This window comes from Bernardetia sp. MNP-M8 (assembly GCF_037126285.1).
Taxonomy (GTDB): domain Bacteria; phylum Bacteroidota; class Bacteroidia; order Cytophagales; family Bernardetiaceae; genus Bernardetia.
Map to the genome: position 1 here is coordinate 511,411 of NZ_CP147012.1, position 25,369 is coordinate 536,779.

The window sequence follows — 25,369 nt, forward strand, 5'->3', positions numbered from 1 at the left end:
TTTAATTTCAATATTATTATGTCGTTGGTGAGACACCAACAACGGCAAAATTTAATTTTTGAGTGTATGAATCCAATTTATGTCAAAATCATTCCACCATAATGTTTCCAAATCTATTTTATCGTTACTACCAAAAGAAACATTTTCGATTTTCATCTTATCATTTTCTAATACAAAATCGCAATAAAAAACGTCTTTCAAGCCATCTGTAAAATAATTAGAAGGTGTTTCTAACCAATGAATCAAACCCAAAAACTGTATTTTATTTTTTTCATTACTTAAAACCATTTTTCTAGGCAAAATTGAATCTGCATAAAAACCTGTTGGTTTTTGCTGATAAAGCATCAAATTATTCAAAGTACGAGCAAGTGTATCAGGAAACAAAGTTTGTTCTGATAGTTCCTCTATATGTTTTTCTGAATAAAAATAAGGATATAAGACTTCAAAAAGTCTAATTGTTAAACCTACAATATGACTTTCAATTTCTTGAAAAGTAGTTTTCATGATTTTACTTTATTTTCAAAAAATATTAATGATTTAAATTTCTTCTAAAATAGAATTTCCTTCCGAATTATCGCCTGCTGTCCATTGCCATTTTTCGTAAAGACGAATTTTCCCATTTTCTAGTAGTTTAGGTATAGATTTACAAATTCCTGTCATGAGTTCGCCTTTTTCATTGACTTGATGATAACGCATATCTATATTTCCATTTTCATCAACAAGACCAATCAAATGACCTTGAATTATTTTTCCTCCACTATATGTTGAAGTCAAGATATTGCCTTCTTGTTTGTATTCAAAAATAGTTTCGCTAGATGTTTCTCCATTTTCTGTATTGGAAACTGGACGAAATTTTTTGTTATTGTAATTCATGTTTTTACTCCTTTTTCAATGAATTAATTATTTCTTGAATTTCTTGTGTTGAAGAATTGGTAATATCTGCAATCATTTCTAATGAATACCCTTTAGAAATACCATTCTTTACAATTTCTATTGTTCTTTCTTTTCTACCCTCTATTTTCCCCTCTTCTTTCCCTCTTTCTTCTGCTGTATTTTCTACATTTCTAATGTCTCTATAGTATTTCAAACTATCTTCATACGCCATTCTTTGTTTTTTATCAAATTTTGCTAGTTCAGCTGTTTTGAAAAGTTTGTCAAAAATACGCTCTTGTAAGGCTTCAGGTCTATTTTGAAAACGTTGTAAATTTTGAATGACATAAAACCATTTGTCTTCAAAAGTTTCTAACTCACTTTCCTTTTTATCAAAAAGAGGAATATGAATTTGTACATAAGTAAGTTTATCATAAAAAATTTCTTTTGTATCAATATTCATTAGTTTAGCTATTGTCTTGACAGATGCTTTTTCTTTTTTCTTTTTCTGCTTTGTTGCGTAAGAATTATCATCTATCAGAAAATTAAGAATCGAAACAGAATAAACAGCATTCAATCCAAAATCCCAATCTCCTTGTTTTGATTGTTCTTGAATAGGAAAAGTAGAATAAAAAATAGTGCGTTCTTTAAAATATTTCTGTCTAGCTTTTTGTAATTCGACAATAAACTTTTCTCCTTTTTCATTTTCACAATACAAATCATAAATTACTTTTCTATCCATTGCCGAATGACCGACATGTTCGTTTTTGAGATACGTCAGAGTAGAAATTTTCACATTATCTGGTAAAACAGAATTGAGAAAATGAATCAATAAATCTTTATTGACTTCTGTACCAAAAAGTTTTTTGAAACCAAAATCAGTAAACGGATTTAAGTATTTTTCTTGTGTGGACATACTATTAAAATTATAATTTCTTTAAAATAATCTAGCCTGTTCGTGTGGAGGCAACATATCAAAATGACGATACGCAAGTGAAGTAACTTCTCGCCCTCGTGGTGTACGCTTCAAAAACCCTTCTTTTATCAAAAAAGGCTCATATACTTCTTCTATGGTTTCGGCTTCTTCGGCACATGCTGTCGCAATAGTTGTCAGACCAACAGGTCCTCCTCCAAATTTATCAATAATCGTTAATAAAATTCTGTTATCCATTTCATCCAATCCATTTTCATCTACTTCTAAGGCTTTAAGGGAAATTTGAGCAATTTTGAAATCAATCGTTCCGTCGCCTTTTACTTGTGCAAAATCTCGTGTTCTACGCAAAAGATTATTCGAAATACGAGGTGTTCCTCTACTTCTTCTTGCAATCTCAAAAGCTGCTTCTTTTTCAATTGGAGTATTCAAAATAGCTGCCGAACGCTGAATAATAGTTGTCAAAAGCTCGGCATCATAATATTCTAAACGCAGATTAATTCCAAATCTAGCACGTAATGGCGAGGTAAGAAGTCCAGAGCGAGTAGTCGCCCCAATGAGCGTAAAAGGCTTTAATTTTATCTGAACCGAACGAGCATTAGGTCCTGTATCCAACATAATATCGATACGATAATCTTCCATAGCCGAATACAAATATTCCTCAACCACAGGATTAAGACGATGAATTTCATCAATAAAAAGAACATCACCAGCTTTTAGATTGGTCAAAAGTCCTGCTAAATCACTTGGTTTGTCTAAAACAGGTCCCGAAGTTGTTTTTATATTTGCATTTAGTTCGTTCGAAATGATATGCGAAAGCGTAGTTTTTCCCAAACCAGGAGGACCATGTAAAAGTACATGGTCTAATGGTTCACCTCTATTAGTGGCAGCTTTTACAAAAACTTGTAAATTTTCTAATATTTTCTCCTGTCCTGTAAAATCTTGAAACGACAAAGGACGCAAAGCACGTTCGATGTCAGCTTCCGTTGTAGTATTTTCAGGCTTTATGTTTGGGTCTATGTAATCTTGACGCATAGTTTTTTATAGTATTACAGTCTTCTATTTCATTTATTCAACGACAGACTAGGAAGTCTGTTTTACTTTTGTTATCCAAATTTACCAAAAAAATTAGCAATTTCCATTTATTTTTCAGTTCTAAAAACTTTACTAATTATTTTTCATTTCCAATAAATAGTAGATGCTGGTTTTATTATTATACAGCAATTTGATTTTTTTAGAAAAAAATTGTATTTTTCATTAAAAAACTTATTCTGTTCTGAAATTTGTTAGTATCCCCCTCACCAATTTTATTTTTTGATATTGACAAATAAAATAAGAATTTTTCTATTTCATTTTGAGAAAAACAAAGAAATTATTATTTTGAAAAAAGTATGGTTTTATCCGAATCTCTTCAAAAAGAACAACACACACAAAACACTATCCTAATTCCTAAAAAAAATATGGAGCATATCCTCGTTCCCATTAATTTTACGCCAGCTACCGATATTTCATTAGCACATGCTGTTGGAATTGCACAAGCCTCTCATAAGGTAGTTATTATGTGTCATTTTGTTACTTCTACTGTCCCAGCAGGAGCAAATATGACTTTACACAAAAGAGAAGTTAAAGAAAAACATGATAAAGCACACATGGAAATGCGAGTTTTACTTACTCAATATGCAAATCATACCTACAATGGAACAGGACAGCCTGTTATGATAGAGCCTTTAGTCATGGAGGGACACCCAGATGATGCAACAGAAAGAATTATGCAAGATAATGCTATTGCCATGATAGTTTTGTCGCATAAAGATAGTAATGAAATTAAGGATTTATTTTTAAATAATAAAGTAGTCAGGGAAGCAAATTGTCCTATCTTGACTATTCCAGAAGATGCTATTTATCAGCCACTACAATATGTTGTGTATGCTGCCAACTTTGACGGAAATGATGCAAAAAGAATTCGTGATTTGATAGAACTAACCAGTAATTTTGATGCAAAACTAGATTGTTTGCATGTCTGTACAGATGGAAAAAAATTACGAGAAGAGAACGAAAAAATGCAAGAACTACAAGCTGAGTTTGATGTTGTTTTGTTTAGCAAACTCAGCTTTAAAGTAATTCGTGATTCGAAGAGTGTAACCAATGGACTTGAAAGCTATCTATCTAATCATCAGCCTGATATGCTTGTGATGCTAAAAGCTGAAAAAACATTTTTTAAGAAACTATTTGGTAGTAAAGAAAGTATTCGGAAAATGGCTCTTGATAATGGAATGCCAATAATGATTTATAGACAACCTAAATAAATTTGTTTTGATTAATCCAATTTAAACATAATTGGAATAGACATACGTACTTTTACAATTTTGCCACGCTGACGAGCAGGTTTCCAGTTGGGACATTCACTCAAAACTCGTTTTGCTTCTTCATCTAGTCCAAAACCTAAGCCTTTAGCTACTTTTATATCAGTTATGCTTCCATCTTTATCTATAACAAACTGAAGAAATATCTTGCCTTCTATTCCTTGTCTTCTTGCTTGTTTGGGATAATTTAGACTTTTGGCAACATATTTATAAAAAGCATCCATTCCTCCCTCAAAAATAGCAGGGTCTTCTACGATGTAAAATATTTCATCTACCTTTTCAGTCTGAAAGTTATTTTGGTCAATATTTGATACATCCGTTACTATTTCACTAATATCAATTTGAGGATCTTCAATATTAATTTCAATAGGATTTTGATCAAAATCAACTTTATCTACTTCTACTATTTCAGTTGGATTGATAGGTTGAATCTTTGGAGGTGGAGGTGGTAGAACATCTGTAATAGGAGGTAAATCAAATATCTCATCTTCCATAATTGGTTTTTCATAACTTATCAGATTTTGCTGCTCTTCGCTCTGCCAAGTAAAAGCAAACAAAACCAAAGCAGAACTAACCATCAGACCAAACCCAAAAAGCATTTTTGAATAATTATGAATAGAAGTTGCATAAAAACTTTTGGGAATTTTATCTATATTGTTTTTTTCATTTTTGTAAGCTGAATCGTATTTCAAAACATTGCTTTGTTGATAATTTAGCCACAATCGAAGAAAAGACACACCAGCCAAAACAGAAAAACATAAAATAGCACTAAGAGAAATAAGTAGTTGCATAATTGTATATATTTAAATAAAAAAAATAATTTTAGTTATTATAATTTCTTACTTTATACAATCAATTAATTTTAAAAAAGTAACATTAAAAATTCATTATTTTACTATTTTTCCAGTTTAAAAACAATTGGAATTGTTAATCTTGTTTTTACGCTTTTCCCACGCTGCTTGGCAGGATTCCATTTAGAAGAATTTCTGATTATTCGCTCAGCTTCTTCTTTACAACCTCCACCAATATCATTCTTTGCTTTTACATCTGTAATTTCTCCATTTTTATCAACTACAAAACTTACCATCACCTTTCCTTCTATATTTTTTTCTCTTGCTCTTATAGGATATTTTATATTTTTACTTATATAGTCATAAAAAGATTGTATTCCTTTTTCTGGTTCAGCTTCCTTCATATAAAAAATTATACAACCAATCCCCTCTTCCTCTTGACAAGGATCAGAAATAGCTGTAACATCTGTAACAATATTGTCTATAAAAATTTCCTCTATATAATTTATCAAAACAGGCTCTAACTTTTTTGTTTTTTCATTTTCTATAACAACTTGTAAACAAGGTGCTTTTTTACTTTGATTTTCAGAATCATTTTTAATATATAAATCTAATTTCGCATTTAGATTTTTTAATTCAGAGTTTTGTTTATTCTGATTTTGCTCTTGTTTAAAGATATAGAAAAGTAAAATAGAATTTGAAAAAAGTAAAATTGCTAAAGCAGGTTTGAGAAAATTAATTGAATTGGTGGTCATTGTGATATAATTTTGAATATAGTTATACTATTTGAACATTAGATTTAGAAAATATATTTGTCAGAATACCTTCAGGTTGTCAGACAATTTACTTTTTAACTGTACTGACACTTTAAAGTGTCTGACAGTTGTATCTATAAAACTACTTTTTATATATTCTATTACAATTCAAAAAACATCAAAAAGTAACAATTTTTATTTATTAAACACAAAAAAACCTATTCAAATGAATGAATAGGTTTTAATTTATTTTTGTATCTGTTTTCACTTTCTAAGTAAATTTTATTTTACCTAGTTTTATTTTTAATTATCCAATTTGAAAACGATAGGAATATTCATACGAACTTTTACAGTTTTACCACGCTGTTTGGCTGGAGCCCATCTAACAGATTCTCTAAGTACACGTTCGGCTTCTTCATCACAGCCTCCACCGATACCTTTTACAGTTTTTACATCTGTAAGTTTACCCGTTTTATCTACAACGAACTGAACAAATACTCTCCCTTGAATACCCATACGTTTTGCTTGTTTTGGGTAGTTCAATTCTTTTGATACATATTTGTAAAAAGCATCCATTCCACCTGGATAGACAGCACTTTGCTCAACAATAGTAAATACTTGTTCTACTTCTTCTTCTTGACGAGGAGCTTCAATAGCTGTTACATCAGTTACGATATTATCAATTTCAATTTCTACATCTTCGATTTTGATTTCGATGTTTTCATCAAGTTCAATATCGTTTTCTACTTCCACAATCTCCTCTGGAGTTACTACCTGTACTTTTGGTGGTGGTGGTGGTGGAATGTTTGTAAGAGGAACATCAATGATTTCTTCTGTTTCAGCAACAGGAGCAACATATTCAGCTAAATCTTCTGTGTCTTCAAATTTCCAAGTGAAAGCCACAAGCATCATTCCTACACTTATTACAAGACCGATACTAAAGAAAAGTCCTGAATAATAATTAGCATCTACATCGTAAAATTTACGAAGGATACCTACTTCAGGCTGCTTTATTTCGCCTGCTAATATTTTTTTGCCGTTACTATCTAAAACGCCTTTAAAAAGAAAGATTAAACCAATTGAGATGGCAAGTAATCCTCCTATAAGTATTAAACCTAACATATATTTTTTTAGTTTTGAAGTGAAAAACAGTAAATCAAAAGTAAAAAGACTATTATAAAGTTCCTAATTTGAAAAGAGTTTTTTTATAAAAAAGTCAATATTTTTTTCAAATTTTCTAAAGGAAATCTATTTTTAAGTGCCTTTCTACCTTTACAATCCAAAAGAAACAGAAAAGTAACAGACTTTTTGAAAAAAATTTGAGAAATTTATTTCTAACTCAAAAAAGTAGTTTTATCATTTAGATAAAATAGAATTTGATACAAACTTGATTTTTACCGAACTTGCACGACTAAAAAACAAAAAGACTTTTCTATCAGACTTATATAAGCTAGATTCAATGAAATTCGAACTCCATACTACCGACGCAGCTACATCTGCACGAGCAGGAACAATCACAACAGCACACGGACAAATCCAAACACCTATTTTTATGCCTGTTGGCACATTAGGAACTGTAAAAGGTGTTCCACCAGAAGCATTAAAAGACCAAGTAAAGGCTCAAATTATTTTAGGAAATACCTATCATTTATATCTGAGACCAAATACAGAAGTTTTGGAAGCAGCAGGTGGTTTGCATAAATTTATGAACTGGGACAGACCTATTTTGACAGATAGTGGTGGTTATCAGGTTTATTCATTAGGACAGATTCGTAAAATAAAAGAAGAAGGCGTAGTTTTTAGTTCGCATATAGATGGCTCAAAACTCAACTTTACACCAGAATATGTAATGGATATTCAGCGCAGCATTGGTGCAGATATTATTATGGCTTTTGATGAGTGTCCTCCTTATCCTTCCGATTATGAGTATGCCAAAAAATCAATGGAAATGACACATCGTTGGCTGACACGTTGTATCAATCGTTTTGATTCGACAGAAGGAAAATATGGATACAAACAAACACTTTTTCCTATTGTGCAAGGAAGTACCTATAAAGATTTGCGTAGAGCTTCTGCCGAATTTGTAGCCGAGCAAAACCGAGATGGAAATGCCATTGGTGGACTTTCTGTAGGTGAGCCAGCCGAAAAAATGTATGAATTTACTGAGCTTGTTTGTGATATTTTACCAAAAGACAAACCTCGTTATTTGATGGGTGTAGGAACTCCAGCTAATATTTTGGAAGGAATTGCGCTTGGTGTGGATATGTTTGATTGTGTAATGCCTACCCGAAATGCAAGAAACGGAATGCTTTTTACTACAAAAGGGATTATTAATATCAAAAATAAGAAGTGGGAAAAAGATTTTAGCGTTTTGGATGATGGTTTTGATTGTTATGTCAGTAACACATATTCAAAATCATATTTAAGACATTTGAATAAAGCCAATGAACTTTTGGGTGCGTATATCGCCTCTACTCATAATTTGGCTTTTTATCTTCATTTGGTAGGAGAAGCCAGAAAACATATTTTGGCTGGCGATTTTGCAAGTTGGAAAAAAGAACAAGTAGAGGTTTTGATGCAGAGGTTGTAATTTGATGATGTTCTTTAAAATTATCTTAAAAAAGCACAAGAGGATATAGTCTTGTGCTTTTTTAAGTAACAACAAAACCTATTTAATTTACATCATTTGCGAACCAAAAAACATTCCTCCAATCACTCCTACAACAGCTAAAATAATATACACTACAAAAGTAACAATGATAAACATTCCCAAAAATTTGTAGTGGGATTTGAGGTGAGACATTGATTTTTCTAAACTAATTTCATTTCCTGTACGGATAGCAGCACTAGCATTTGAGCCAAAACGAAATAGATGTGTGATAGGAAATAGATAGATAATTCCTATGAGAATATAAATAATTCCCATTACCAAAGGTAAATAACTATAAGCTCCTGTACTGAGGCTAGAAATATCAAAACCTGCTTGATTCATCTGGTCGGTTGGGAGATTTGGGTTTTGTAAAAGTAAACCAAGATAAGGTAAAAAAGTACCAAAAGACATAAGTCCAATAGCTACTGTAAAAACAAAAAAGACATTTATAAAACCTAAAACAGCTAAAAATTTTGCCCAAGAAGAAGCTGATTTAAGCATCGTTTGAGCTTGTGCAGAAAAAGTAAGATTGTGATTCATAGTTGTGAGTAATTTGATGATAAATAATTCTGTCTTATTTTGTTAAACAACTAAACTACACAAAAAAGCTCACTTTTGAATTATGTATTGCAAACTATACTGTAGTGAAGAACCTTAGGTAATTTGAAAGAAAACCTATAAATGCTGCAATAACTCTCATGTTTTTTAATCTCTAGCAACTCGTGTAGAGTGTAGCATTTGTAATTTCCACCCTTGTTTGGTTTTTATGGCTACAGCACTTTCCAACCATTGTAAATCCATTATTTTTTTACCATCTATACTAAGAGTTGCATAGTTTTGATAGGCAAACCAAATTGAATTTTTAGATTTTACAAATCTGATAAACTCAAAACTATTCGTTCTTTTGGGTAGTTTTTCGGCTGTACGAGCCTTAGCAATATAGCTTTTTATGGTATCATTTGTCCATATTTCACCGTGTTCTAAAAGCAAAAAATCATCAGTATGATATTTTTCTATTTTAGTAGAATCTAATTCTCCCCAAACATCATCAAAAACATTTTGTATGAGCTGTTTTAAAGCTGTTTCTTCTTCTTGTTTTATGTTTTGTGCTTGAACTGAATAAATAGCAGACAAGAAAAATATAATTGCGATGGTTATTCTTTTCATAATTAAAATCTGTGATTTTTGATGTAAATTAGTGAATTATGTAGTTATAGTTTTATCAGAATAATTGATAAATACGATGCTAAGATACGAAAGCTGAATATAGAAAATAAATGTAAACAAAATGAACATACTGAATGAAGCATACCATAATACAAACTGGGGAAAAGCATACTATGATAGCAGAGGTGTATCTATATCGCTTTTGGGAATCAAAAAGAAAATATTTATTGAATGGAACAATGTTGAATTTGTTTGTCCAAATCCTTATTTAGAAAAAAACAATGGAGAATGGAGAGATTTTGAGGGTAAAGATTCACAAGAATTAAAACACTTAGAACTCAAATTATCAGTAAAGAACCGTTACAAAATACTGGACAAAATTCATACTTTACTTAGGATTTGTTTTGGGTTAATTTTAAACATAAAGCCTTTAATAGGAGCAGATGATAACTATCTTTCAGAAAAAGGTGTAATCACAATCAATGTCAAGCTAGGAAGTCTATCTTGTAGTAAAAACGAATTTTTAGATTTATTATCACAACATGCAAAGTTTGGTTTGATTGTATCTTTCTAATTTGCTCAAATTTTTTGCAAAAATCTAAAAAATAGAGTAACTTCGATACTAATTGTATAACAGACTTCCAGTCTGTTGTTTTAAAAAACTTATAGTCATTTTGTTCAGACAGGGATGTCCGAACTACAGGAAAACATTATGCGAAAAACCATTCTCAACGCACTAGAAACGCAATACTATTACGACCAACTTCAACATTTATCTACAAAAGGCGAAGAAACTCCAAAACAGCGTTTGCAGCGTTTGTATGTTGCTTTTTTGAGTCTTTTGAATAATCTGACAGAAGATAGAGAGCAGCAAATTTTTACAGGTTGGTATGCAAAATTGCATTTTGTGTGTCAAGCGTATGGATTGGGAAGTGAATGGGAAAGTGAATTGCAAGGACTACGAAGACTTTTGAGAAAGAACAGTTTGCAAGTTTTTTTTAATCCTTCAGAGGTTCAATTTCTGACGGCTTTGTCGCTACTTACTCGTTTGGTTCAGATTTTTGCAACAGAAGATGCCCCCAAATTATTAAAAGAAAAGTATGAAAATGAAGAACTAATTAGTCTAGCTTTTAAAGAAGAAGCAGAGCAAAAAGTGGGTAGAATTTTCGGAACAGTTCAAGACAAAGACACAGAAATTATTTATGATGATAAAGGACGTGGAACAGCTTCTTTCCAACTTTTCACAGAAGAACATGGAATGATTAGCATTTCGGTTGCTGATGTTCATTATTATTCAAAGAAAAATACTATTTTTCATCAGCATAATTTGAGTAGAGAAATTCCTCGTTTGATGCCCTATCAGCCTGTCAGCGTTACAAATTTGGAATTGGTAGGAGAAAATCAGTTTGTCAGTACAGATAAATCACTCATTATTCTCAATCCAGATTATTTGGTTGATGCTTCTGCCATTGCAAAATGTAAAACTTTTAAAGGGCAAACACCTTATTTGTATCTTCTTTCTAAACTAGAATTTTTTGCAGGAAATGAAGGAACATTTAGAGGAAAAGTAATCAACGAACTTTTAGATAAATTAGTAGAAAATCCAGAAATTACCTTTCAAGAAGCCTATAAAGATGCTTTTATAGAAAATAGCATTGATGCAGCTTTTATTGATAAAGAAAAATTAAAAGAAATTAGCCGACAGCTAAAAGAACATTTTTTTGTAGTTCAAAAACATGTCAGTCCCTATTTTGAGAATTTACTAACGACAGAACCGACTTTTATTTCTAGCAAATATGGTTTGCAAGGTCGTATAGATTTGCTCGTCGAACACAATGAACCTGAACTAAAAGAACGAAAAGATATTATAGAATTAAAAAGCTCAAAAGCTCCTGAAATGCAAATTTCGAACGGTTGGAAAAACGATTTGATACAAGTGGCTTGTTATAATCTTTTGATTGATAGCACTTTCGAAAAACGAACAGGAATTAGTGCGCTTTTATATTCTAGTGATTCTCAAAACGGTTTGCGAGATTGTGGAAGTCTTGATTTTGATAAACAAACGGCTATGGAAATTCGTAATCGAATTGTGGCAATGGATATGTGGATTGCAAATGGAAGTGTAAAAGTTTTTGATAATTTATTGAAATCTGTCGAAATGTCGAATCCTGCTTTTTTTGATATGGATAAAGCAAAAGATTTTAATGATAAATGGCAAAAAGCAAGTCAGTTGGATAGAGCTTATTTTATCGAATTTATTGCGCTTGTGATGCGTGAAGCGATGTTTGCAAAGGTAGGAGGAATGGCAGGAACAGAACCAGTACAAGGTTTTGCAAGTCTTTGGCGAAATACACAAACTGAAAAAAGCGATAATTTTTCACTTCTCAATGAATTAACTTTTGAAGAATGGGACAAAAAAGAAACTTTACTAACTCTAAAACGTCCAGAAAATCAATCTATTACTTCTTTCCGAACAGGTGATATTATTGTTGTTTATCCAATAGAAGAAGAGCAGGAAGGAAAGGCACACTCGCCACTTCGCTATCAGATTTTGAAGGGAAATATTGAAGAAATTTCGTCCGAAAAAGTAACTGTCAAAATTTGGAGTAAACATATAAATCAAATATTTTTCGAATCCTATCCAAAATGGGGCATCGAACCAAATTTGATGGAGCGTACTTTTAATGACCTTAGTGCCTCATTAGCTGATTTTTTGGGTGCTTCTACTCATAAAAAAGGAATTATTTACGGACAACAAGAACCTCGTTTTGATGAGAATTTCAAAATTGATTATATTAAAAAAGGGTTAAGTGAAGAGCAAAACGAAATCTTTAATCGTGCGCTTTCTGCAAAAGATTATTTCCTCTTACAAGGTCCTCCCGGAACTGGAAAAACTTCGGCAATGCTCAAAAATATGGTCGATTATCTCTATAATGAAACCGATCAAATTGTTGTTCTTTTAGCTTTTACCAACCGAGCAACAGACGAAATTTGTCAAAAAGTAAAACTCGTTTGTGGAGATGATTTTGTTCGTTTGGGAAATGTAAAAGAAGACAGCGTTTTCTATCCAAATAGTCTAAAAGCCTCAAAAAGTTTGGATGAACTAAAAGCCAAAATTCATACTTCAAGAGTTTTTGTTTCGACGGTTTCTTCCTTTTATTCTAATCTTCGTATTCTGAATAGAGATGACCCAAATGGAGGAAAACTAACTTTTGACACACTTATCGTTGATGAAGCTTCTCAACTTTTAGAGCCTCATTTGTGTGGAATTTTGCCAAAATTTAAGCGTTTTATTTTGATTGGCGATGAAAAACAACTTCCTGCCGTTGTTACGCAGCCTTCAAAACTCTGTAAAGCAAAAAGTCCGTTATTGCACGAAATTGGAATTGAAGATTTGAGTCAGTCTGTTTTTGAGCGTTTGGTAGAAAATGCCGAAAAAAGAAATTGGAATAAATGTGTAGCTATGCTTTCGACACAGTACCGAACGCATCAAGATATAGCCGAATTTATCAGTACAGAATTTTATAAAACGTTGAAAGCAGGAAGTGAAAGGCAGTTTGAGAAAATGGCATATTATAACTCAAATTCGGAAGACGAATTAGAAAAATTCTTAGCTCAAAAACGAGTTTTATTTATTCCTACCAAATCCGAAAAAGGAACAAAATTTCATAGCGACGAAGCCGACAGAGTAGTAGAGCTTTTACGCAGTATTCATAGAATTTTCGGAGATGATTTTGATGAAGAAACTGTCGGAGTAATTACGCCATATAGAGCGCAAATTGCACAAATTTATCAACGATTAGATGAAAATCTAAGAAAAGTAATTACGGTAGATACCGTAGAACGCTATCAAGGAAGTGAGCGAAAAATCATTATTTTATCAATGGCAACCAATCACGCTGCACAAATGCGCTTTTTGGAATCATTGAATGCAAAACAAACCGTCGATAAAAAACTAAATGTTGCTCTTAGTCGTGCCAAAGAACAGTTGATTTTATTAGGCAACCCAGCAGTTTTGAAGACTGGGAAGTTTTATGGGAAGTTTTTGGAGTGGGTGGAGAAGGAGAAGGTTATAATTTAGACATTATTTTAATAAAAAATTCACTATTTTACAACAAAAAGAATCTTTATAAAAAAATAAATATTAATTAGACACAAAAATAAAATTATATGTTTGATTTTACTGGACATAGCAAAAGACTTCAAGAATTAGAAATCAGAAATGAAAAATTATTGGATAAGGTAAAAATTTTAGAGAATAGTTTAGATAATGTTCAACAAAATTTGGATAAGAAGCCAGAAGATTATGAAAATAATATCAGATATGATTCTAAGATGATTACTCAGTATAAGAATAAGATAAATAAAAATGCAAAAGATATAGAGAAAAACATCACAGAAATAGAATTCACATTACAAAATATTTTGACGAGTAAACAAACTGCTAATGAAACAGTACAAGATATAAATGCGATAGAAGAAAATATAATTGCTAAGAATAATAAAATTGTAGAAACATTCGAAGATTTCAATTCTAAAAATGAAGAACTCAAAAAACATCTTTCTAATTTTGACACCATAATATCAGAGAATCCAAACTTTAAAGATGATTTTAAACATATGATGGAAGTAATAGAAAACTCTAAAGAAGAAGCTAACAAAATCATAGCAATACATAAGAGTGCATTAACTAAGAAAAGTGAAGTAGATAAGTTATATAACTCCATAGTAGGTTATGAAGAAGAGGATGAAAATGGAAATGTTGTTTTGGTAGAAGGTTTAAAAGACAAATTGAAAAAACAATACAATCATTTAAATAAAGAGATAAGCGAGTTAAATAGTATTGTAAATACTGTAAGGGAAGAGAATGCAAAAGAAAACATTAAGTTATTTAACTCAAATAAAAAAAGATTAGATAATACCATAGAAGAGTGGAATTTATCTTATGAATTAATAGAAAAGAAAATAAACAACCTTTTGCCTAGAGCTTTGACAACGGGCTTGAGTTACGCATATTCAGATAAAAAGAAAGAAGAAGAAGTATTATTTGATAAAAGTTCTAGATTGTTTAATAAATCAATAATAGGATTAGTGGGAGTTTCGTTGATACCATTCTTTATAAGTTTATACTTTTTATTTAATGGTTACCTTTTGGATGAGATAATACAAAAGATGCCTAGGTTAGTTTTGACTATATTACCATTATACCTACCAGTTCTTTGGTTAGCTTACTCTGCAAATAAGAGAATAAACTTATCTAAGAGACTAATAGAAGAGTATGCACATAAAGAAGTTCTGAGTAAAACATATGAGGGTTTATCACGACAAGTTAATGATATAGATAGTGAGGATTTTTCAGAAGAATTAAAGGTAAAATTATTATCCAATTTATTGCAAATTTCATCAGAAAATCCTGGTAAACTTATCTCCAATTATGAAAAGTCTGATCATCCAATAATGGATGTTTTAGAAAAGAGTATGGGATTAGATAAAGCAGTTGATAAACTTAGTAAAAGTGACTCTATAGATAAAGTTAGGGAGTTATTAGAAAATAAAAGAAAAAATAAGATACAAGAAACATTAGTTACAATTGAAGAGAAGAATACAAATGAGTAAAGCAAAGTTTTTATAGATAGGTTCTTATATGTCATTGATTCCAATTTAGTTTTATATGAGATGAGAGGAATTGATAACGGTATTTTGGTTATCTATAAATTTATGTTCAATAATCAAAAATGGATGTTGGAAGAGATAGAAAATGCTTCTAATTAAAAATAAAAACACTCCTTCACAGTTAAGTAAAGGAGTGTTTGTGAATAGCAAGTAAAATCTATATGTTGAAATTACTCAACAATTAATTTTGAGATATACTGTTTTTTGTTTTGAGATATAACTTCTACAATATAAAAACCTACACTCAATTTTGAAATATCTATAGTCTTAGTCACTTCTGATACATTTTTATATGATTTAACTAACATACCTCTAGCATCTTTGATTGTGATATATTCTATAACTTCATTTTCAAAAAGCTTGATAGTCGCTTGGTTTTTAGCTGGATTTGGATAGATAACAGAATCATCAATAGGATTGATAGAATTATTTTCTGTCTTGAATAATACTTCTTTATTACACTCTTTTAGTCCAATTAATACGTTTTCTTCAACAGAACAGCCACTTGCATCTGTTATACGTACTGTAAAGCTACCTGATATACCTGTTATACTTGCTCCTGTTGCAAATAAATTTCCACCTTGAAACCATTCTATTGTAGTTCCTTGTGGATATGAATTTGTTACTTTTCCCCAAGTAGTTTGTTCAGGACAAAGAAAACGATGACCTATTTGTACTACTGGTTTCGCTGGAGCACACAATATATTAAAAACACCTGACTGAGATACTAATTGTTGTCCATTACACAGTGTTGCTTCTATTTTTATACGATATCTGTTATCACAAGCATTTCCTCCACATTGAATATCACAAATTGTTGTCAAATCAAGTGTTCTTGCAGTACCTTGATATACACAAGGAGTTTGAAATGGTTTTTCAACTGTAATTGTATAGTTACTGATGCTTGTCGGAAAGCTAAGAATAGCATCACTTTTACATACATTACCTGTTAGATGAGATACATCTGGCAAAGTATAATTAGAACTAATTACTTCTCCATCTACTTGGTCAGGAAGTATATATACTCCATAATCATTGATGTTTTGATAATCATTTAGAGAAGCTCCTGTTTTATCATAAGGAAAATAATCTGTGCTATTTGGAAGAGTTGTTATACTTAATGCACTAATATCTAATAGTGAGTTTGCATTGACTGCATAACATCTGCCGTTACCAGCTCTTTCAATATGAGATTTTACAAATCCTGATGTATTGGCTAATTGAGTCAGAGAGTAGTTTATAAAATTAAAGTTATAAATTCCATCTTTAGCTGTATCTGTTCCAAATGTATTAAAACCTACAAACAGAAAAAAGTTTCCTACACCTTCTCCTACAAATTCAATTCCTGATGCTTTAGGAATATTTGGATTAAACGAAGAGGTAGGAATGTCTTGTTTTGTAAAAACTCCGTTCATATTTCTATCTCCATTACTATCTAATGCCATTACAGCAAAGTCATAATTTACATCATTTGCTCTATCTGTCCAAGCTAAAAAATTCTGGTTAGGAGACAATTCTAATTCCACTATATTCATAATATGGTTTTCAGCATGAATAACATTTGAAACACTAATAATATTTGAATACGATTGAGTAAAATCGATTTTACATTTCACAATATCTCTTTCTGCATTAGTATATAGCCAACGTGTTCCATCTGGTCTTGGTTTTCCAACTGCTTGTGCCTTGCTAGGACAATCTCTATCTAAATTAGGTACTTGATAGGAAGGACTAACTGTATTTGTACCCAAATCTATTACTGTATATACTAACCTAGACCAACAAGGAGCCATAACTTTTTCTGTTTTTCCAAGTTTTTGAACCGTATAAGGAGCAGAGTAAATCAATAAGTATTTATTAGGAGCATTACATCCAAAAGGTATCATAGACATTTCAGCACTATTATCAGGTGTTTGAGTTAATGTTCCTATAATAGCTCCTTGTCCATTGATTACTCGGTACTCTAAAAAACTTCCATTTGATTGTGCAGCTGTATAGAATAGAATATTTCCATTATCATCATAGTGTCCATGTGAATTTCTTGCAAACCCATTTGAAGATGTTCCTCCAAATACAATAGGATACGTTTGAGGTAAACTATTCACTTGAGGTAATGTAGTAGAAAAATCAACTTCAAATTGATTTAGATACCACTTTTTTAATTGTGGAGATTGTGCTTGTAGCTGAGAAATACAGAAAAAAGCAATCAGTAATGAGAAAAAATAACTAGTAATTTTCATAATAAGTTTATGATTAGATATTAAAATTTGGATAAATAATTTAACTATTTAGGTTAAAATAATTATTCAAAAGTAAGTATTAAAGCAACTACCTAGATATGATTTTTCATAAACATCAAGTTTGACTTCATAGATAGTGCAATTTTTTACATAAGCGTTCTATTTATCATTTTTTGTAAAAAATCAGTTAGAAAACAACTCTATCATAATCCTTCAAACTTAGTTTTATCCTCAAATTGTCAGTAGCAAAAATAGAAATATCTCTAATTAGGATGAATCGTAAAAAAAGCCTAACCATTGTATAAATGATTAGGCTTTGTTGTCTTTGTCTAATACTATTAATATTCCTTCTTGCGTCCTTTCAAGAATTTCCAAAGTGTGGTTGCTCCACCTCCAATGGCTACTGCAATAATTTTCCAAAACTTAAGAAGCACAACAAAGAAACCTGTTTTAGCAAGTACTTTTCCTGCTACTAATCCTCCAATTGTCCAAGCAGCTACGTTATCTACATCAGGAATAAAATCAGCATATTTGTGTCCTTCTTTAAATTCCACACTTCCAATAACATTGTCAATATTTGCTTTTACTTCTGGAAGTTGTTTCATAGAAGCCACAGCATTTAACATAAATACTCCTTTACGTCCCAAAACACGTAAGTTATAATTTAATGTATTTTCTAGATTTTCGCCAAATTTTACTTCTTTAGCCCAGTGTAGGATTTTTTTATTTTTGTCATAATAAGGTTTTGATGCCCAACCTACAAAATCAATCGTTTCATATCCCAAACTCTTTCTTTCAGTATTTGAATCTTTTGTTTCTTTCTTCAACTGTTCTAAAAGTTCATCATAATCAATATCATCAGCATCTTCATCTTCTACATAGCCCATTTCTTCAAAGCTAATTACAAAAACCCAACTATTATCAGCTAAAACACCTTTATTAGAAGGAACAAGAAGCCCCAAAATAGTTTCATCTTTTGGATTACCCCATAAATCGCTCAAAACATAATTAGCTTGTTCTTTATTGAGATAACCGAATCCTTCAGGAACAGTTAGTGTTGCATTTCCTGTTTCAAGTTCAATACTACCTGTTTGATAATCAAGTGACTTTTCTATGTTATTGATTAAAATTTGTGTGCTATCTTCTACTACTTGAGCATAAGTAGTCAAACTAAAAAAGGTCATAAAAAGAGCCAAGAAACTAAATACTATTTTTTTCATGTTATAATTTTTGTTTAAATTGAGTAATGTAAATAAGTGTTATGTGAGAAAATTAGGTGCATTGCTTGTGGTATATTTTATTTTTTTATGAAATATCAAATCAAAATTTGATGTAACAAACAATCGATAAAAAGAATAAAGATGTAAATGTAAGCATAAATTTATTCAAAAGAATAATTGTCTTGTAATAATTTTGTGTCACTTATTATCTGCATAGGCTCTCAACATATTTCTAGTTACATAAAGTTCAATAACATTTATTTATTTTCTTATTTATTTCAATCAAATCCAAATTACCTATTTATGTTAAATTCAAATCAGAAAACACACAAAGTATTCAATCTTATTATTCTTGATGAGAGTGGTTCGATGAATTCTATCAAAGAAACTATTATTAGTGGTTTTAATGAAGTTGTCCAGACTGTAAAAGGAGTTGCTGAGCAGTATCCAGAGCAAGGTCATTTTATTAGTCTTGTTACCTTCAATTCTTTGCATACAAAAACACTTTTAGAAAATGAAAGTGTAGAAAAACTAAATGAAATTGACAAGACAAAATACAACCCAACAGCAGGAACGCCCCTTTTTGATGCTATGGGAAACAGTATTTCGCAGCTTCGAAAAATAACTCAAACACATTCAGAGTATAATGTTTTGGTTACAATCTTGACAGACGGAGAAGAAAATTCATCAAAAGAATTCAATGGAGCAACCATCAAAAAAATGGTTGAGGAGTTAAAACAAGAAAACTGGACATTTACCTATATTGGAGCAAATCACGATGTAGAAGCATTTGCAGCTACAATTTCTATTACTAATACAATGAAATTTGAGGCAAATACGCAAGACATTAAAAAAATGTTTAGCAAAGAAAAAGCATCACGTATGAAATATAGTGCAAAGATTAGAAATAACGAAGATACAAAAGATGATTTTTATAGTTAATTCTATACCTGTTTTGTTGTTGGTGTCGCTTCGCTAAAACACCAACAACGGCAGGAAAGTTAATTCTATATGATACTAAAATAGCGTTACAGACTTTTATAAAAAAATAAATAGTTCTGTAACGCTATATTAAAATAAAAAAATCTACAAAGCAATTTCTTTCAAAATTTCATAAAAACGGTAACAATCCATAAAAGAATTATACAAAGGTATAGGTGCAATTCGAATAACATTAGGTTCTCTCCAATCTGAAATAACTCCTTTTTGAGTCAAGATTTCATGATATTTTTTACCTTCTTTATCAAAAACTAAAGACAACTGACAACCTCTTTCGTTTTTATTTTTTGGAGTAATAATTTGAATTTTGATTTTAGATTGTTCTTTATTAAAACTTTCTATCAAAAATTCCATATAAGCTGTTAGTTGTTCACTTTTTTCTCTTAGGTTTTCAAAACCTGCTTCCTGAAAAATATCTAAAGAGGCTTTGTGTGCTGCCATTGGCAAAATCTGTGCATTACTTAGCTGCCAACCTTCTGCACCACGCATCGGAATAAATCCTTTTTTCATCTGAAAACGAACTTTTTCATCGTGTCCCCACCAACCTGCAAAACGTGGAAGCGAATCATCATCAGCATATTTTTCATTTACAAATACTCCAGAAGTTCCACCAGCACCTGAGTTGAGGTATTTGTAGCTACACCATGTGGCAAAATCTACATTCCAATCACTTAGTTTTAAAGGAACATTTCCTGCTGCATGAGCCAAATCAAATCCTGCTGTTGCACCTACTTTATGGGCTGCTTTTGTAATTTTTTCTAAGTCAAAAAATTGTCCTGTGTAATAATTTACACCACCAAACATAACTAGAGCCAATTCATCTCCTAATTCTTCTATTTTTTTTGTAATATCTTCTGTTCTTAGTGTTTCTTCATTTTCTCTAGGAATCATTTCTACAATGGCATCGTATGGCGAAAATCCGTGAAATTTAACTTGAGATTCGACAGCATACTGGTCAGAAGGAAAAGCTCCACCTTCCATCAATATTTTGAAACGCTTTTGAGTGGGACGATAAAAAGAAACCATCAATAAATGCAAATTGACAGTAAGGTTATTCATAACCACTACCTCAATTGGTTTTGCACCTACAATTTTGGCTGTTTGATTTGTAAGGAGTTTATGATAGGAGAGCCATGGATTTTTTCCATGAAAATGCCCCTCTACACCCAAATTTTTCCAATCTTCTAATTCTTGTTCAATATAGGCTTTAGTAGTTTTGGGTTGAAGCCCCAAAGAATTTCCACAAAAATAAACTACCTCTTTAGTATCAGAATTAGTTGTACCTAAAACTGATTTCATTGTAGGAATCCAAAATTTATCTCTAAAATGAGCTAGAGAATCATTATTGTCTAATTGTGCTGCAAAGTCTTTAGTGGTTTCAAAGTTCATTTTTGGTAATTTTGTTTGCGTGATTTTTTATAAATTATTTTAGCGATTTATTATGAAGAAAAAGTTAGTTATGAAAAAAGCAAAGTTCATAATTGTTCCTACAATTCCAATCAGAGACGTATTTGTTTGTAGTGCTTTATTTCCTTTCAATGGTTCTACATAAATAATATCCCCAGGTTGGACATAAAAAAGAGGAGAAGTAAGAATATCATCTTGAGTAAGATCTACATAATAGCTTTCTAATGTAGCTCCTTTTCGTCTCATAATCCTTACTTTTTGTCTGTTGGCTGTAACTAAAGGCTCACCTGCCAAAGCCATTACATCTAAAATGGTAGTCATACGCATATTGTAGATTGTAATCTGTCCTGGTGCAGTTACTTCTCCAAGCATAGTAACTTGAAAAGTAAGCAATTGCACTTTTACTATTACTTCTGTAAATCGCTCTTCTACTTCAGCTTTTATTTTACTAGCTGCTTCATCTACTGTAAGTCCAGCTACCTGTACACTTCCAACTAGAGGAACTTGCACAAAGCCACTATCACTAATTGTATACCCTGATAAAAGAGCATTCCCATTTTGTCCACTTCCTCCTCCTTGTTTAGATTGTATATTACTAGCCTCTGTTGTACCCAAATCATATTTTGAAGGCACAATACTTTGTACGTTAATACCTAAAATATCGTAAGACTGTAATCTATATGAAGTAAAATCTAAAGAATAACTTGAAGGGGTGGTGCTTCCTATATTTGGATTTTCTTGTTGTTTTCCTTTTAAATAAGTGAGGTTACGAGTAGGAACACAACTAAAAAAAGATAAAATAGATAAGAGAAGTAAAAGTAAAGTAATATTTTTCATAATAGCATTTAATAATAAAATAACCTTCAATTCTGTTTTCTCAGAGTTGAAGGTAAAATAAAATACAAATTTGTGGCACAATCTTTTTATGGTTTATACTTCCACTTCATTATTTGAATATGAGTTAGAAGCTGCATAAACAAGTTCTAATTTTTCTTGAGTAATACCATGGAAATACTGAGGTATTTTCGACAAAGGCTTCATAAAACGAGTATAAAACTTAGGTTGTAAGTCATTGATTTTCCAAGCTTTATAGTCTTCTATATTTGCCATCAAACGATTTCTCAAGCTACTATTGCTTTTTCCTCCTGTACGCATACTAGCCATTACCATAGGTATATAAGTTGCTGATATTTTATTTTTCAAAAGCATACGCAAAGTAAGTTCATAATCGGCAGCACTTTTAAATCGGGTATCATACACTCCATATTTTTGATAGCATTCTTTTTTTATAAAAAGAGCAGGATGAGGAGGCATCCAGCCTTTATAAAAACTATCACAGTCAAATTCTCCAGATTGCCAATATCTAATTACTTTTTGAGTATCTTCTTTATCTACATAGAGCAAATCGCCATATACAGCATCGGTATTTTTTTCTTCAAAAGCTTTCACAAAAGAAGAAACTACTTTATTATTTGGATAAAAATCATCAGAATGAAGTAACCCTATAATATCTCCACTACACATACGAATTCCTTTGTTGATAGCATCATAAAGCCCTTCATCTTTCTCTGAAATAAAACGAGTAATACGATTTTGATACATACGTATCAATTCGGTAGTTCCGTCTGTTGAGGCTCCGTCAATAAGAATATATTCTAAGTCAGGATAATCTTGATTTAAAACAGATTCAATAGCGTCTGCTACCATTGATACGTTGTTATAAACTACAGTTACAATGGAAACTTTCAATTTTTTTTAGGTTAAGTTAAATGTCTAGTTGTTCTATTTCTATCTCATGTATAGAAACAACTTGTTATATTTGTAATAGATAGTTTTTACTATTTTAGGTAGAAAAAACTACATTCAAACTTATTAAGATTTAGAATTGATAAATCAGTAAAGCTAAAATTAAACTTATCAGTATACTCAATGGTATCAGATAATTCACTTTTTAACTATACTTATACCTTTAAGGTATCTGAGTGTTTAAATATACACTTCTAAAACTAATTTTGATTGAATATACTATTACATAGTAAAAAATAAAATTATTTTTGTTCAGAATAATTTCACACAAAATTGCAAATTTTTATACAAAAATCAACTATTATTTCGATATATTTTTTATTTTTTGTTGTCTTTCATCACTAATTTAACAAAGCAAAGAATAAATTGTGATATACTATTTTAATAGGCTTTACACATTTGCTTGTTAATTTCACTATGCTGAAACACCTATAAAGACTGTGTTTTTTACTGTATTCTATGACACACAAAATACGATTGTTCTATTTTAAACACTTCAGAAAAAGCTCTCTTAACAAACAAGTTCTCATAAAAATAAGAAGTCTTATTCTAAAACAGTAGAATAAGACTCCTTAAAATTATAATTTGAAATTATCTTGAAATAAGATTACGAATTTGCCATTGCTTTAGGTGCTCCAGCCATAATCTCATCATTTGCATACTCTGCATATTTTTCGAAGTTAGTTACAAATGCAGTCGCTAATTTATTAGCAGTAGCATCATATTCTTCTTTATTTTCCCATGTATTTTTAGGATTCAAGATTTCAGTAGGAACATTTGGACATTCACTAGGAATTTTTACTCCAAAAATTGGTTGTTCCTCAAAGTTTACATTATCTAATTTTCCTTCTAAAGCAGCTGTAATCATAGCACGAGTATAAGAAAGTTTCATTCTTGAACCTACACCATAGCCACCACCAGACCATCCAGTATTGATAAGCCAAACGTTTACATTTGATTCTTCCATTTTCTTACCCAACATTTCTGCATATTTAGTAGGGTGCAAAGGTAAAAAGGCAGCACCAAAACAAGCAGAAAAAGTACGTTGTGGTTCTGTAATACCTACTTCTGTTCCTGCAACTTTGGCAGTATAACCCGAAATAAAGTGATACATAGCTTGTCCTTTTTCTAGTTTAGAAATTGGAGGCAATACACCATACGCATCACAAGTAAGGAAGAAAATATTTTTTGGAACACCACCAACAGAAGGCTCAACAGCATTATCAATATGATAAATTGGATAAGCTACACGAGTATTTTCAGTAACTGAAGCGTTGAGATAATCTACTTTTCTAGTTCCTTCATGGAAGCGAGTATTTTCTAATAATGCACCAAACTTAACAGCATTAAAGATTTGAGGCTCTTTCTCTTCTGTAAGGTCAATTACTTTTGCATAACAACCACCTTCAAAATTGAAAACCGAATCAGAAGTCCAGCCATGCTCATCATCTCCAATAAGAGGACGGTTAGGGTCTGCTGAAAGTGTAGTTTTTCCTGTTCCAGAAAGACCAAAGAAAATAGCTGTATCACCATCTTGTCCAATATTTGCAGAGCAGTGCATCGACAATACTTTGTGTTTATGAGGAAGCAAATAATTCAAGACAGAGAAAATTCCTTTTTTCATTTCTCCTGTGTAACCTGTTCCACCAATCAAAATCATTTTTTTAGTGAAATTGATAATAGCAAAGTTAGCTTGGCGAGTACCATCTACTTCTGGATCAGCTTCGTATTCTGGAACTTGAAGAATAGTGAAAGTAGGATTAAAAGATTCAAATTCTGTTTGTTCTGGACGAATAAACATGTTATGACAAAAAAGATTCGAACAAGCATTTGTATTAATAACACGTAGCTTAAGTTGATAATTTGTATCTGCACCTGCATACGCATCACGCACATAAAGATCTTTTCCTTCTAATGATGCAATCATTTTTTCCATTAGAGCATCAAATTTTTCTGGAGAGAAGGCAATGTTTATATCTCCCCACCATACTGAATTTTCAGTTTCTGCATCTTTTACAATAAATCTATCTTTAGGAGAACGCCCTGTAAATTTGCCTGTATCAAACATTAAAGCTCCTGTATCGTTCAAAACACCTTCTTTTTTATCTAGTGCATGTTCAATAAGCTCTGCTGCTGGCAAGTTCCAATATACGTTCGCTGCATGTTTTATTCCTAGCTCCTCAATTCCTGATTGGTTAGACTTGACTCCGTGTTGTTGCATAATTAAATGTCAGTATAAAATTGGTAAAATCAAAAAAGCCAATCTATTTTCCATACCTAATGAAAAACAAATTGGCAAAATATCAAAATGAGTATATAATTTTTTTAGTAGAAGTAATTTTTCTATTTTTTTCAGTCGTATTCTCTTTTATAACTAAAAGTAAAGACAAAAGAAAACTGCATTTTTCAGCACTCAAAAACATTCCCTTATTAATTTTGGACAGAAGAAGAATCAAATCAGAAAAAATGTTTTCTTGAGATGACTTTTCAAACATTA

At 31.2% G+C, this 25,369-nt stretch carries 21 protein-coding genes; 6 read left to right on the forward strand and 15 right to left on the reverse strand.

The window, feature by feature from the left end; translation table 11 throughout:
• Window positions 1–51 precede the first annotated feature (51 nt).
• The 4 genes from V9L04_RS02215 to ruvB are packed head-to-tail and all read right to left on the reverse strand — an operon-like array spanning window position 52 to window position 2,836.
• Complete coding sequence (locus V9L04_RS02215; RefSeq protein WP_338792432.1) at window positions 52–504, reverse strand: hypothetical protein; 453 nt, start codon at window positions 502–504, stop codon at window positions 52–54.
• 33 nt (window positions 505–537) lie between these two features.
• The gene (locus tag V9L04_RS02220; protein WP_338792433.1) at window positions 538–873 is read right to left on the reverse strand and encodes a n-acetylglutamate synthase; all 336 of its coding nucleotides are present in this window, start codon (window positions 871–873) and stop codon (window positions 538–540) included.
• Window positions 874–877: 4 nt separating this feature from the next.
• On the reverse strand, window positions 878–1,786 hold the full coding sequence (locus V9L04_RS02225; protein WP_338792434.1) for an Rpn family recombination-promoting nuclease/putative transposase: 909 nt from the start codon (window positions 1,784–1,786) through the stop codon (window positions 878–880).
• 21 nt (window positions 1,787–1,807) lie between these two features.
• A complete protein-coding gene (gene ruvB / locus V9L04_RS02230; RefSeq protein WP_338792435.1) occupies window positions 1,808–2,836 on the reverse strand; it encodes a Holliday junction branch migration DNA helicase RuvB in 1,029 nt (342 codons plus the stop codon).
• 356 nt (window positions 2,837–3,192) lie between these two features.
• Between ruvB and V9L04_RS02235 the strand changes: the two genes are divergently transcribed.
• Entirely contained in the window at window positions 3,193–4,107 is a 915-nt protein-coding gene (locus V9L04_RS02235) for a universal stress protein (protein WP_338792436.1), read from the forward strand.
• 11 nt (window positions 4,108–4,118) lie between these two features.
• Here the strand turns inward: V9L04_RS02235 and V9L04_RS02240 are convergent, their stop codons facing one another.
• From V9L04_RS02240 to V9L04_RS02250, 3 genes are all read right to left on the reverse strand, one after another.
• Window positions 4,119–4,955 carry an energy transducer TonB gene (locus V9L04_RS02240; protein WP_338792437.1) on the reverse strand — a complete coding sequence of 279 codons (837 nt, stop codon included), beginning with the start codon at window positions 4,953–4,955 and terminating at the stop codon, window positions 4,119–4,121.
• 104 nt (window positions 4,956–5,059) lie between these two features.
• Window positions 5,060–5,710, reverse strand: a complete 651-nt coding sequence (locus V9L04_RS02245) for an energy transducer TonB (protein WP_338792438.1) — start codon at window positions 5,708–5,710, stop codon at window positions 5,060–5,062.
• Between the two features lie 303 nt (window positions 5,711–6,013).
• Entirely contained in the window at window positions 6,014–6,832 is an 819-nt protein-coding gene (locus V9L04_RS02250) for a TonB family protein (RefSeq protein WP_338792439.1), read from the reverse strand.
• Between the two features lie 337 nt (window positions 6,833–7,169).
• Here V9L04_RS02250 and tgt point away from each other — a divergent pair, with 337 nt between their 5' ends.
• A complete protein-coding gene (gene tgt / locus V9L04_RS02255; RefSeq protein ID WP_338792440.1) occupies window positions 7,170–8,300 on the forward strand; it encodes a tRNA guanosine(34) transglycosylase Tgt in 1,131 nt (376 codons plus the stop codon).
• An 87-nt stretch (window positions 8,301–8,387) separates the two neighbouring features.
• Here tgt and V9L04_RS02260 read toward each other — a convergent pair whose 3' ends face one another.
• Window positions 8,388–8,900, reverse strand: coding sequence for a DUF5362 family protein (locus tag V9L04_RS02260; RefSeq protein WP_338792441.1), 513 nt, complete (start codon window positions 8,898–8,900; stop codon window positions 8,388–8,390).
• Between the two features lie 165 nt (window positions 8,901–9,065).
• A complete protein-coding gene (locus V9L04_RS02265; RefSeq protein ID WP_338792442.1) occupies window positions 9,066–9,527 on the reverse strand; it encodes a DUF4440 domain-containing protein in 462 nt (153 codons plus the stop codon).
• 121 nt (window positions 9,528–9,648) lie between these two features.
• Here V9L04_RS02265 and V9L04_RS02270 point away from each other — a divergent pair, with 121 nt between their 5' ends.
• The 3 genes from V9L04_RS02270 (at window position 9,649) to V9L04_RS02280 (ending at window position 15,143) form a co-directional block, all read left to right on the forward strand.
• Window positions 9,649–10,101 (forward strand): hypothetical protein, encoded by a 453-nt coding sequence (locus V9L04_RS02270; protein ID WP_338792443.1) that lies wholly within the window; start codon window positions 9,649–9,651, stop codon window positions 10,099–10,101.
• A gap of 138 nt (window positions 10,102–10,239) precedes the next feature.
• Window positions 10,240–13,608 (forward strand): AAA domain-containing protein, encoded by a 3,369-nt coding sequence (locus V9L04_RS02275; protein ID WP_338792444.1) that lies wholly within the window; start codon window positions 10,240–10,242, stop codon window positions 13,606–13,608.
• A gap of 89 nt (window positions 13,609–13,697) precedes the next feature.
• Window positions 13,698–15,143, forward strand: coding sequence for a hypothetical protein (locus V9L04_RS02280; protein ID WP_338792445.1), 1,446 nt, complete (start codon window positions 13,698–13,700; stop codon window positions 15,141–15,143).
• Between the two features lie 227 nt (window positions 15,144–15,370).
• On the opposite strand, the gene V9L04_RS02285 is transcribed toward V9L04_RS02280, so the two are convergent.
• Both V9L04_RS02285 and V9L04_RS02290 read right to left on the reverse strand, forming a co-directional pair.
• Window positions 15,371–17,440 (reverse strand): T9SS type A sorting domain-containing protein, encoded by a 2,070-nt coding sequence (locus V9L04_RS02285; RefSeq protein ID WP_338792446.1) that lies wholly within the window; start codon window positions 17,438–17,440, stop codon window positions 15,371–15,373.
• 338 nt (window positions 17,441–17,778) lie between these two features.
• On the reverse strand, window positions 17,779–18,660 hold the full coding sequence (locus tag V9L04_RS02290; protein WP_338792447.1) for a DUF2167 domain-containing protein: 882 nt from the start codon (window positions 18,658–18,660) through the stop codon (window positions 17,779–17,781).
• A 303-nt stretch (window positions 18,661–18,963) separates the two neighbouring features.
• Between V9L04_RS02290 and V9L04_RS02295 the strand changes: the two genes are divergently transcribed.
• Window positions 18,964–19,602: a vWA domain-containing protein gene (locus V9L04_RS02295; protein WP_338792448.1), complete on the forward strand. Its 639-nt coding sequence runs from the start codon at window positions 18,964–18,966 to the stop codon at window positions 19,600–19,602.
• 144 nt (window positions 19,603–19,746) lie between these two features.
• Here V9L04_RS02295 and kynU read toward each other — a convergent pair whose 3' ends face one another.
• The 4 genes from kynU to pckA all read right to left on the reverse strand — a co-directional run bounded on the left by kynU (window position 19,747) and on the right by pckA (window position 25,093).
• Window positions 19,747–21,048 (reverse strand): kynureninase, encoded by a 1,302-nt coding sequence (gene kynU / locus V9L04_RS02300; protein ID WP_338792449.1) that lies wholly within the window; start codon window positions 21,046–21,048, stop codon window positions 19,747–19,749.
• Between the two features lie 39 nt (window positions 21,049–21,087).
• Entirely contained in the window at window positions 21,088–21,903 is an 816-nt protein-coding gene (locus V9L04_RS02305; RefSeq protein ID WP_338792450.1) for a polysaccharide biosynthesis/export family protein, read from the reverse strand.
• A gap of 93 nt (window positions 21,904–21,996) precedes the next feature.
• A complete protein-coding gene (locus tag V9L04_RS02310; RefSeq protein ID WP_338792451.1) occupies window positions 21,997–22,815 on the reverse strand; it encodes a glycosyltransferase family 2 protein in 819 nt (272 codons plus the stop codon).
• 664 nt (window positions 22,816–23,479) lie between these two features.
• Window positions 23,480–25,093 carry a phosphoenolpyruvate carboxykinase (ATP) gene (gene pckA / locus V9L04_RS02315; RefSeq protein ID WP_338792452.1) on the reverse strand — a complete coding sequence of 538 codons (1,614 nt, stop codon included), beginning with the start codon at window positions 25,091–25,093 and terminating at the stop codon, window positions 23,480–23,482.
• Window positions 25,094–25,369 lie beyond the last annotated feature (276 nt).